8 protein-coding genes are annotated in these 12,453 nt (G+C 29.4%); all 8 read left to right on the top strand.

Annotated elements, in window-relative coordinates; translation table 4 throughout:
* Positions 1-3: 3 nt before the first annotated feature.
* Positions 4-3,186 (top strand): ABC transporter permease subunit, encoded by a 3,183-nt coding sequence (locus ACR82Z_RS03500; protein WP_435128866.1) that lies wholly within the window; start codon positions 4-6, stop codon positions 3,184-3,186.
* Positions 3,186-4,145, top strand: coding sequence for a sugar ABC transporter permease (locus ACR82Z_RS03495; RefSeq protein WP_435128863.1), 960 nt, complete (start codon positions 3,186-3,188; stop codon positions 4,143-4,145). The genes ACR82Z_RS03500 and ACR82Z_RS03495 overlap by 1 nt, the downstream gene beginning before the upstream one ends.
* A gap of 1 nt (position 4,146) precedes the next feature.
* Positions 4,147-5,367 carry an ABC transporter ATP-binding protein gene (locus tag ACR82Z_RS03490; RefSeq protein ID WP_435128860.1) on the top strand — a complete coding sequence of 407 codons (1,221 nt, stop codon included), beginning with the start codon at positions 4,147-4,149 and terminating at the stop codon, positions 5,365-5,367.
* Entirely contained in the window at positions 5,367-6,035 is a 669-nt protein-coding gene (locus ACR82Z_RS03485; RefSeq protein ID WP_435128858.1) for a hypothetical protein, read from the top strand. Before ACR82Z_RS03490 ends, ACR82Z_RS03485 begins: the two co-directional genes overlap by 1 nt.
* An 85-nt stretch (positions 6,036-6,120) precedes the next feature.
* Positions 6,121-7,881, top strand: a complete 1,761-nt coding sequence (locus ACR82Z_RS03480) for an alpha-amylase family glycosyl hydrolase (protein WP_435128855.1) — start codon at positions 6,121-6,123, stop codon at positions 7,879-7,881.
* Between the two features lie 23 nt (positions 7,882-7,904).
* On the top strand, positions 7,905-8,612 hold the full coding sequence (locus ACR82Z_RS03475) for a GntR family transcriptional regulator (RefSeq protein ID WP_435128852.1): 708 nt from the start codon (positions 7,905-7,907) through the stop codon (positions 8,610-8,612).
* Between the two features lie 204 nt (positions 8,613-8,816).
* Complete coding sequence (locus ACR82Z_RS03470; protein WP_435128849.1) at positions 8,817-10,838, top strand: alpha-amylase family glycosyl hydrolase; 2,022 nt, start codon at positions 8,817-8,819, stop codon at positions 10,836-10,838.
* Positions 10,819-12,453, top strand: a complete 1,635-nt coding sequence (locus tag ACR82Z_RS03465; RefSeq protein WP_435128846.1) for an alpha-amylase family glycosyl hydrolase — start codon at positions 10,819-10,821, stop codon at positions 12,451-12,453. The genes ACR82Z_RS03470 and ACR82Z_RS03465 overlap by 20 nt, the downstream gene beginning before the upstream one ends.

Genomic DNA, 12,453 nt, shown 5'->3' with positions numbered 1-12,453 from the left:
TTTATGGAAAAATTAAAGCTGTACAACTGATACGGTGAATCATTCGATTCAATATTACCTCAGAGTGCCGATAATCTTAAATCCTATAAAAAACAGGTTAAAAATGTCTTCTTAAGAACACAAGATCGCATTAATAACCAACAAAAAATAGACAAAGATTTGTTCTTACGAGCAAGAACAAAACTGCAAGACAACTTAAAACGCGAATTAAATTCGCACAAAGTTGCTTATAAAAACAAGATAATAGTTCTTAAAGATTCTATTAAGAAATTATCTTTTTGTACCTCTTCGATTTCTTTGATAAATTTTGAACTTAAAAAAATTAATGCACAACTAAAAGACATTAAATCATATGCAAAAGATTTTGTTTATTCATTAACAAAATCTGCTGATGATTTAGAAATTAAAGTTGAAAGTATTAAAAAACTACAGACTTCAACTCGTCTTTCAGAAGTGCAAACATTTAAAAAATACACTATCTTTTCTATTCTTAAACTTTATCTAAAAAATATTAAAGATACAGAATTTGATATCGAAAAAATACATAATTTATTGCTACCTAACGAACTTGCATATATCCAAAGATTAGGAGATTCAGCAAAAACTTTCTTTAAAAACTTCTATGAAGGTTTAGAAAAACAAAGATTAAGTTTATTTGCTCGTCGTCAAGAATTGAAACGTCAATATGAATCTACATATGCTTTACAAAAAGAGTTATATACAAAAGAAAAAGAAAATATTATTCTTGAAAACAGACAAAAAATCCTACAAATTGAATATGAATACACAAGTAAACTGCAAGAACGAAAAAGTCAAGCTAAACAACAAAAGTTGCTTTCGTTAGAAAAAATAAAGCAACAACAAGAACAAATTTTATCAGCTGAAGTTGCTAATAAAACAATTGTTAAAGAAATTGTTGATAAATCAAATTTAGAAGTTATAAAAATTAAGCAATGATATAAATCCATCAAACCATTTTTTAAAGAACGGGCAAGATTGCAAAATTATAAAGACTTATATTCATTACTTTCAAAAAACTTTAATAACTTACCAAAAATTGATTTTAGCATAAAGAACCTAGATCTAAAAGGTTTAAAAGTTAAAAATAACAAAATTCTTAATATTCTTAATGCTTATCAAGCAACCAATGATTATCCTTTTATTAATATCGCTTTAAAAGAATATTTAAATTTTATTAATGTTTTAAGAGTTCAAAATGAATTTTCAATATTGTTAAAATCCCAATATAAAAATCTGCTTGCAGATGCAAAAGTTAAATATACATATGAAGGTGAATTTCACAAGGTAGAATCAAAAGCATTAAGAGAAAAGTTTATTGATTATCGACTTACTCGCATTAAATATTGCGAAGAACGGATTAAATCAAAGGTTTCTTTATATAATCTTAAGCATTTATCAAATCAAAACCAAAACTCTTCTGATTTTGAGAATCTAATGACTGTAATTGATAATCTTATCCAAAAACTAAATGATAATGATGTCAATCCAAATATTAATAAACAAGAAAAACCTATAACTGAATATCAAGCAGAAAAACAAGTTTTTGCTTCATCTAAAAAACTTTATAAAAAAACTTATAAAGAAAATATCGCAGCTTTAAAAGCAAAAATTAAGACAAAAGAAATTACTAAGGTAGCTTTCAAAAACAAGAAAATTGAATACAAAATCGACTATAAAGAGGCTGTTACAGAAGCAAAATTAAAATCAAAAGTTTTATCTAACAAAGAAATTTTGAAAACTTCGTTTTGACGTGAATTCGCTGAAATGCGAGTTAATTCAAAAATATATGATAGCAAAATTAATGAAGCACAAAAATCAATACCAATTGAAACAATGAAAAATTTCAGATGACTTGCTTTAGTGCTTGGATTTATTTTCCCTGGTCTTTCTGAATTATTGTTCTTTAAACAATACATAAAAGGAATTTTACTTAGTTTAGGAAGCATCTTTTTATGAGCACTAATTGTTCCATTTTCATTTGGTGCTTACTGAGATAAAATGGGTGGAATTCCTGGTTTTAGCGACTTAGGAGCAGGCAAATTTAACCATGCAGAAGGTATTTTAACAGATGCTCGGATATACTTATTTGGTGGTGTTATAAGTGTTATTTTAATGGTAATAGTTATAATATACTTTGCTACATCATCGCTTAGTAGTTATCGGGTAGCAAAAAACTTAGAATATGGTTCTCGTCCAAGTAAATGATCACATACCAAACGATGAATTTCGACAGGTGGATATCCCTGAGTAATCTCTATTTTAGGTTGAGTATTAATGCTTTTTGTAGTAGCTACACCTATTATTACATCAGTACTTGTTTCATTTACTAACTATGGTTTTGAGCACTATGCTCCGGCACAAACTGTTAACTGAGTAGGGCTTAAAAACTGAGGATATTGATGAGTATTTCGTAACACTGGTATCTTTAGTGGTTTAGGACGTGTATTTTATTGAACAGCAATATGAACAGTATTTTCAACCTTTATCCCTATTTCACTTGGTATTATAATTGCAATTTTAACAAATAACCAACGCATTAAGTTCAAAAAAATATTTAGACTTATTTATATTTTACCATGAGCTATTCCAGCATTCGTTACTTTATCATTTCTTAGATCATCATTTCAAGGTGGTGAAGTTGGATACATTAACAAAATAATGTTATCAATCGGACTACTAAAGGAGCCACGTAACTGATTAGGTGAAATCGGTACTGCTCGTGTATTGGTAATCGTGGTGCAAACATGAATTGCTTATGCATTTATCTTTATGCTTGTAACTGGTAATTTACAATCTATACCAAAAGATATTTATGAAGCAGGTGCTGTTGATGGAGCAAAAGGAAGACAACTATTCTGACATCTTACCTTACCATCTCTTCTTATTTCAATTGCACCGATGCTAATTGGTCAATTTGTTGGAGCATTTAATAATTTCACTACAATTTCTATTTTCACTGGTGGTGGGCCAAACTTTGCTAAAGCATCTGCATTCAATGAAGCATCAACTGATATTATTATTTCATTTGTCTTCAAAATCGCACAAGGAGCAACCAACATCCCAGGTGACCAAGCATTTGCTGCTGCCTTAACAACCTTTGCTGCTCTTATTTCAATTGCTATTGGTGCAAGAGGGTTTATTAAAACTATGTCAAGGAGAGATTAATGTTCGAAAAATGAAAACGCAAAAGATTTTATCAACATACCTTTGATAAAGTAAAAGTTCCGTATAAAAAATTAACTCCTAGACGAATTAATTTTAACGAAACTGACACCAAACCCTTAACAGCACTTGAAATATTCTGATTATTCTTTAACTACTTATTCTTAATCTTTTGAGCAATAATTATTCTCTTTCCAATAGTTTCATTAATTATTTCAGCATTCAATGTAAATAATGAACGTGTTGTTGCGGTTGTTCCATTTAAATTTGGTTGAGACAACTTCTCTTACTTATTTACCAGTCCTCGTAGCGACTTTTTGATTTGGTATAAAAATACCATCATAATTGCTGTTTTAACTATGGTGATATCAACTGTTGCTGTGGCATTAAATGGTTATGCATATTCCAGATTTAAATTCGCTGGATCAAAAAATTCATTAATGATAATAATGATGTTACAACTGATTCCGGCAACAACTGCTATTATTTCACTTTTCTTACTGGTTCGTTTAGGTAATAGCATTGGGATACCATCAATATTTATGTTAGTTATTATTTATTCAGGTGGAGCCATTTCGGCAAATACCTTTATGCTTAAGTCCTACTTAGATACAGTATCAAGTGAACTTGATGATTCAGGTAAAATCGATGGATGCAGCAACTGAGGATTATTCTTTAAAATTTTAGTTCCTGTTATTCGTCCTGCACTTATTATGGTGGCTTTATGATCGTTTTTAACACCATTTACTGATGTTATCTTACCTAAATTCGTACTTGCTGATTCAAAAGAAAAAACCTTAGCTGTTGGACTAGACCAATTCTTATCAGCTGAACCAAAACATGTTAATGCAGGAGCATATGCAGCTGGTTCGATTCTTGCCTCTATCCCTGCATTTGCATTATTTATGTACTTACAAAAATACATTGTCGGTGGTCTTTCAGATGGAGCCGTGAAAGGATAATATGTTTTTTAAAAAGAAAAAAGACACAAATAATTCTGTTGTAACAGAAGATAAATTAGATGATACAAGCGGTTTTGAAACTATCGATATTGACACACTTGTTTCTGAAGTAGGTGAAATTTATGAATCAAGCAATGGTGCTGATATCAAATTAGTTAATATTTCAAAAAAATATGAAGGAAACGAAAAATATACACTTGAAAATATTAACTTAGATATTAAAGCTGGAACATTCTGCATCTTTTTAGGACCTTCAGGATGTGGAAAAACAACTTTATTAAGGATGATTGCTGGATTAAATTCAATTACTAAAGGTGATTTATTATTTAATAACAAAAGATATAACAACCTTTTACCTAATGAACGTAATATCGCAATGGTGTTTCAATCTTATGCTTTATACCCACATATGAATGTTTACAACAACATTTCATTCGGATTAAAAATCGCCCGCGAACGTAAAGATGTTATCGATCGTCGTGTTAAAGATGTTGCAAAAATTTTACGTATTGATGACTACCTTTACCGTAAGCCCCGTGATTTATCAGGAGGACAACGCCAACGTGTAGCTATTGGTCGTGCAATTGCTCGTAAACCACTTGTATTTTTGATGGATGAACCTCTTTCTAACTTGGATGCAAAATTACGCGAAAGTATGCGTCGCGAAATAGTTAACATTCATCGTATGTTAAATACCACAAGTATTTATGTTACTCATGACCAACTCGAAGCGATGACAATGGGTGATCAAATTGTTGTTTTTAACGATGGAAAAATTCAACAAAATGGAAAAGGTAAAGATTTATACTTTAAACCTGCTAATATTTTTGTTGCTAAATTTATTGGATCACCTACAATGAATACTTTTGATGCTATATATAAAGATAATTTATTGATATCTAAAGATCAAAAAATTCAAATTAAACTTGATACAGAAACTGCTGCATTATTAAAAGAAAACCAAAAGGTAGTTGCTGGTTTTCGTAGTGAGGACCTAAAAATAAGTTATTCCAATGCTGAAAACCGTGTGTTAGGTAAAATTGCAAATATTGAATTAATCGGTAAAGATCAATTAGTCACAGTGCGAATTAATGAAGATATTGAATTTATTGTTAATGCTTCTAACTCTGAAGAATTTGAATTATATTCACATGTTTATGTTGAATTTATCGTATCTCGCATCCACTTATTTGATAGTCAAAGCGAAGAAAGAATTAACTAATGCATAAGTATTTTGATACTAAAAACAACTATTTAGAACGTAAAATTTATTTAGCAATTATTTCTGTGTTTTTAGCAATTGTAATAATTTTGCAAGCAACCTTATACACTCGCTTTTATGCACAAATTCAACTTGAATATAACTACATTTTAAACAGCGATACAGCAGCCGGATTTACCCCTGCACAAGTTTATGCTAACTCACCTTCATATCAGTTAAAAGAAGTCTTTTGAAGTTTAAATTCAATCAGTATTTTTCTTTCATTGGTTGCTTTATTAACCTTGATTTATATGCAAGTTATGTTATATAAAAATAAATCAAATTCCGATAAAACATTTATTTACTTATTTGCTTTGATACCTGCTATCTTTATAGCTTTATTCTTTATAAATGCTTTACAACCAGATCAAACATTTAAAAATAATTACACACTTATTATAACTGATAATGCAAAATCATATACACCAATTCAAACAGGAGATTTACCTAGAATCAATTATACAACATCATGAATTGCGATGATTTTAGCATTTATATGTATTGTTTTAATAATAGTTGCTAAGAAAAGATATGGATTTGTTAAAAAAGATAAAATTTTAGCAACCAAAACTCATGATACACAAAAGTTAAAAGTTGAAATTAATGCTTTATCAAACAATTCAAAATAATATTTACCAAGGGTTTCCCTTGGTTTTTCTTAACCTGTCAAGTTTATACAAAAATTATTAATCCATTATGATATCATTTATTCCTATGAAATCTTTTAGTAAAACTTTTTACAAGTTATATTATTCATATTTGCTTAAAAAACAACCTTTTAAAACTCCTGCATCATGAGATAACAATCGCGTCGATTATGAATATCATACAGACTATAAAAATCTGTTTTTAACTGCTCCAAAGGCAAAGAAGTTAGAAAATTACAAAAATACCAACATAATTTATCAAGTTTTAATATATAACTTTGCTGATGGAAATAATGATGGAATCGGGGATTTTATCGGTTTAAAAGATAAAATTGAATATATTAGCAACCTCGGAGTCGATCAAATCTGATTAAGCCCAATCCATCCTGCGTCAAGTTATCACGGCTATTCTGTTATTGATTATTGCAATGTTGATTCACGATTGGGTGGCATGAATGCTTTTATTGATTTTTTAAACATAGCACATGAACACGGAATCAAAGTTTATTTAGATATGGTATTCAATCATACTTCTTATGAACATCCTTGATTTCAAGCAGCACTTGCTAATGATGGATACAGTGACTTTTATCGTCTTGATATAAATTTATATGATTCAGATGTTAAAGTTGATAACCTGGAAATAAAAAGCAAATATCCCTTTACCACAGATATAAATGCAACTAATCGAACCTACTTAGCACGTTTTTCTTACGGGATGCCTGATTTAAATTTAGATAATTATAAAGTCATTGAACAACTGATTCATATTCAAAAATTTTGAACAGCTGTTGGTGTAGATGGATTTCGTTACGATGCTTTTGCAGAATATTATTCAAGTGAAATTGAAACTAAAAACAATTTTAATGAAGCAAAAATTTTTCACCTTCTAAGGGATGCATCAAAACAAATTACTGATGCAGAAAACAGAGAAGAAGTGTTTATGATGGGTGAGTGAGTTAATTCAGATGCTGTCAAAGGGTTAATGTATTTAAAGGATGCAGATGGTAACATCGGGTTAGATACAATCTATGATGGTGGAAAATTTTTCAGACACAATCCAGATGTTAGAATTGAATATAATCAACTAAAAAATATGTTAATTGAATATCAAAATACATCGCAAAAAGCTAAATGAATCCCGTTTTTAGATAACCATGATGTGCGTAGATGACTTGAAGTATATCGCAGTCAAATCAGTAAGAAAAAATGATATAAATTTAACGATAATCTTACAACATCAGAAAAAGAAGCACTAAATATTGCATTATTTGTGCTTTTAGCGTTACCTGCCACACCTATTATTTATGCAGCAGATGAACTTTATTATTATTCAACTAGATATTATGGTGATCCTACCTTAAGAGAACCAATGAAATGGGAAAATAATACTTATAACTGCTTTATTTATGATCCGAAAGTAAAAGAAAGTTTTGGTGATCATATAATGTTTACATCAGCACTTAATTTAGAAAGCGCTGATGTGCAAAGCAAACAAGGACAAGCATACAAACTAATTCAGTTTATGGCAAAACTAAGAAAAGATTATCCTTTTTTATCACTAACTGATGCTGATACGATAGCAAATCCTTATGATTTTGTTGATACAGTTGATTATAGTAGTGTTATAATCCGAAAAGACTTAGGACAACAAAAAGAATACTTATTATTTGCTTTTTGTAACTATCAACATAAAAAACTTGATTTATTAAAAATTTCTCGTAATTATCACTTTGAACAAATTTTGCTATATAAAGCAAAAAACGAATCATGAAGAATCTGAATCGAACAAGGTGGATATGTTATTTTCAAGTTAATTAGAAAATAATTTTATTTTGTTAAAATATATTTATGAAAAAGAATAGTCCAGTTAAGTATCAAAAAGACACAAATGAAAAAACAAACCTTAATCAAACCAAGACTAATAATTTGATTAAGTATTTAATTGATTTAATTTCGACTAAAAAAATTCCTATAAATATGATTATGCCTTCTGAACATCAACTTATGAATCGATTTAATTGTTCACGTTCTGTTGTGGTATCTGCTTATCAGAAACTTTTTTCTATTGGTGCAATTTACTCTATTTCAAAACGTGGCCACTTTGTAGCAGAAAATTTTCATAACCTAATTAAACCTATAAGTTATTTGATCGGGGTTGATAGAATTCTTGGCAGTGAAACTAAGGAAACCTTGCCGAATTGATTTAAAGATAAAAATATTATTTTTACCGAAGGACATCGTTCTTTTAAAATGAACTATCAAAAGGCAGGTGAGATTATTGCTGAAGGTGATATATATGTTTCTACTAAAAACATTGATGAATTCGAACCTATTGATACTAGAACACCAATTATCAACATTCTAATTGATCGACATAGTCTAAAAAATATTGTTTATGAATTAAAATATGAAAAAGTAAATAAATTTGGTGTTGATAACATGGTTGTTATTGCTTTTTGAGGTTATGACAGCGATAGCATTTGTATAGCGGGAAAATATTATATAAAACCCGAACATTTTAAATTCTATCATCAAGAATTTTCATTATATGTATAATTTTTAAAATAAAATTTATTTTTTTCTTGCTCTTAGTAATAAAAGAAATTTGATTTATTGAAAAAAAGTTAAAAACTAGCACATTTTTTATGCTGTTTTTAATTTTTTTATTATATTTTAGGTGCATAAAATTATCTCTTTGATATGTCAAGAAAATTATTAATTTATACCTAAAAAAGACAAAATAAATTTATAATATCGCATATGAATATTAAGAATAAAAACAAAAGGTTTTATGCAGATTTTGATGAAAAATATGCATATAAAAAACCTGATTTAGGAATTAAATTTTTAGACTCTCATATTCAACTAAAGCTCTGACAGCCACTTGCTCAAAGAGTCGAAGTGATGCTCTATGATAGTAATTTAAAATTTGTTCAAAAATTTGATTCATTAAAAATAGATACAGTTTGAAAAACACAAATACCATTACATTTTGAAGGATATTTTTATCAATATAAAATTTGACATTCAGATGGTAGCATTACAAATGCTTTAGACCCATATGCTATTTCATTAGCTGCATTTGATTGAGAAGGTAAAGAAGATAAAGTAGGTTATGGAGCATTGGTTAATATAAATTCAAAAAAAGCAGGTTCTGTTCCTAAAAAATTCGCTACCGAACTTAATAATAGCACCGATGCATTAATTTATGAGTTACATGTTCGTGACTTTACTAGTTTAAAAAGTCAAAAAGAGTTTAAAAGTAAACTAGGGACATTTAATGCTCTATTAGAAGCAGATTTATTCTCATATGTCAAAAAACTCGGTATCACACACGTGCAGTTTCTACCTATTCATAGCACATATGCATTAAATGAAAATAACCAAAACATCCTTAAAAAAGGACAAGGAAGTGGATGAACTACTAATTACAACTGAGGATATGATCCTCATAATTATTTTGCAATAAATGCTCAATACAGCAGTAATCCTAAAGATCCATATGCAAAAATCGCTGAATTTCGTAATTTAGTTTCAAATGCACATAAAAAAGGAGTTGGAGTTATTTTAGATGTTGTCTATAATCATATGATGACCAACAACATCTATGATAATGTTTTACCTGGTTATTATTATCGAGATAATGCTAAGGTTAAACCTGTTACATATCCACCCCTTGCTGATGAAAGATATATGGTAAAACGAATTATTTTAGATTCGCTAAAATATTTTGTCGAAGAATTCGGAGTTGATGGTTTTCGTTTCGACCTTTCTTGCTTTATGCATGCTGAAACATTTAATGAAATTGCTAAGGAACTGCGTAAAATAAATCCAAAACTTATCTTACACGGTGAAGCCTGAAGATGTGGTGATTTAAAACATGACATCAGCTACATCAAAGGAGTAACCGGAAATGACATTGCTTTTGGATACTTTAACGATTCGGTTCGTAATGCTATCAAAGGTGATGAACACTCAGAATATGCACCTGGCTTAATTTCAAAATTTGATATCGAACTATTTCGTCAATATGTAACAAGCATTGTAGGTGGCATTAAGGATTACAATTTTGGAAATATATATTATTCAAAAGATCCGTATGCTCTTTTTGCCAATGATATTTCAGTAAATTTAGCTTATGCAGCATGTCACGATGGTATGACTTTATGAGATAAAATTAACACTACAACTAAGGATTTAACATTAATTCAACGTATTGAAATGTATCGACAAGCTTTAATGATGACAATATTTACTCAAGGAAAACAACTTGTTTTAGCCGGAACAGAACTTCTTCAAAGTAAACCCTGTGATATATCAGGAAGCGAATGTGATCGCTGTGTGGTATCAACCTATGATGATTTTAAGTATTATCCAGATAAGTCTGCATACCAGTCAAATTCATATAAAACAACTGACTACACCAACGGAATCAAATGAAAAAACCTAAAGAATGCAAAAGTTGAAAAATATGTTTTTGAGTTCTTTAAAAAATTAAATAAATACCGTAATAAAACTCCATTTTTTAGACTCCATAGCAATAGATTAATCAACCAATGTCTAAAATTTATTGATGTTGATACCTTAAAACAAATCATAATTTTCAAAATAACTTATCAAAAACAAGTTGTTCAGGTAATTCATAACTTCTCTGATGAAGAATATACCTATGACAAAGACTTAAAAGTTTTATTCAACTCAAAAATTGAGTATAAAAATGGTATTTTATCACCACACTCATCAGTATTATTAGAGGTAAGAAATGATAAAACTGCAAGATAAAATTATTTACCAAATTTTCCCTAGATCGTTTTATGATGCGAATAACGATGGAGATGGGGATTTACAAGGGATTATCACAAAACTTCCATATCTACATAAATTAGGAATAAATGCTATTTGATTATGTCCAACATATGATACTAACTTCGTCGATGCTGGTTACGATGTGCTTGATTATAAATCAGTATGAAAACAATTTGGTACCTTAGAAGACTTTAGATTAATGTCATCAAAAGCTGCAGAATATGGAATTGATATTATTATGGATATTGTGCTAAATCATGTGTCAAATGAACACCAGTGATTTAAAAAAGCCTGTGAATCGGTTGAAAACGTTGAACATAACTACTTTATTTGAAGAGAAAAACTTACCGATGAAGAAGCAAAAGCACAAAGTATTTTTGGTGGTTCTGCATGAGAATATGTTCAAAGTGTTCAAAAATACTACTTTCACTTATTTTCAAAAGAACAAGTTGATTTAAACTGAGCACATCCAAATACCATTGATGCAATGTCTGATGTTATAGATTTTTGATACAATTTAGGTGTTCGTGGTTTTCGACTTGATGCTATTAAACATGTAGCAAAAACCTTTGATAATGTTGCTGCTAACCCTTATTTTGCTTGATGCGATGGAGCAGTTGATTATCTTAAAAAATTCAATGAACAAGCATTTAAAAACAAACCAGATGCATACACATTAGGGGAAGCTTCAGGAATAACAGCAGATGAATTATTAGAATATGCAAAAGGTGACAATCAAGTTTCACAAAACTACTTCAATTTTGCTTGATGATGAATCGGTTGGGGTAGAAAAACAGGTAGAAACGGATATGATGCTAATTGAGACTATAAAGAGTTTGTTTATCAGCAACAACCTTTTCAACACAATCACAACATTACCACACAAATGTTAACCAACTTCCTATCTAACCACGATACATCACGTAGCATTTCTAGATGGGGAGATGAAGGTATTTTTCATAGCGAAGCAGCCAAATCTCATGCTCTAATGCTTTTTGCTTTAAAAGGTATTCCTTGCATTTATTATGGTGAAGAAATCGGTTTATTAAATACTCATTTTGATAACAGATCTCAATTCCGTGATTGCGATATTGAAAATGGATTCGCTGATTTAGTAGATAAAAACCAAATTTATAGCGAATCAGAGTTTATCAAATATCTAAATATCAATTCACGCGATGCAGGAAGATCGCTAATGCAATGAAACAAGCAAACCAATGCCGGATTTAATGCAGGTTCAAAACCTTGAATCAATTTAGGTAGAAACGGTGAACATATCAATGTTGAAACTGCATTAGCAGATGCAAATAGTATTTTTTACTTTTATCAAAACCTTATTTCAATGCGTAAAACAACATATAGAGATGTTTTTGTATTAGGTTCTTCACATCTTGAAATTACTTACAGCGGACTTATTAAAATCGTTCGCGAGTATCAAGACACAAAATTAATTGCATATTTAAATGTTACAAACAAAGAAATTTTTGAACAAATCGATACAGGACAACAAATTTTATCAACATATAGTGATAATAAACCAATAACAAACACATTTCGTCCTTACGAATCTGTATTAATCAAAGTTAATTAA

This window comes from Mycoplasma sp. 6243 (assembly GCF_051200785.1).
Classification (GTDB): Bacteria; Bacillota_I; Bacilli_A; order Mycoplasmatales; family Metamycoplasmataceae; genus Mycoplasmopsis.
The sequence above is the reverse complement of the archived record's forward strand: the minus strand, read 5'-3'. Positions and strand labels throughout refer to the sequence as shown.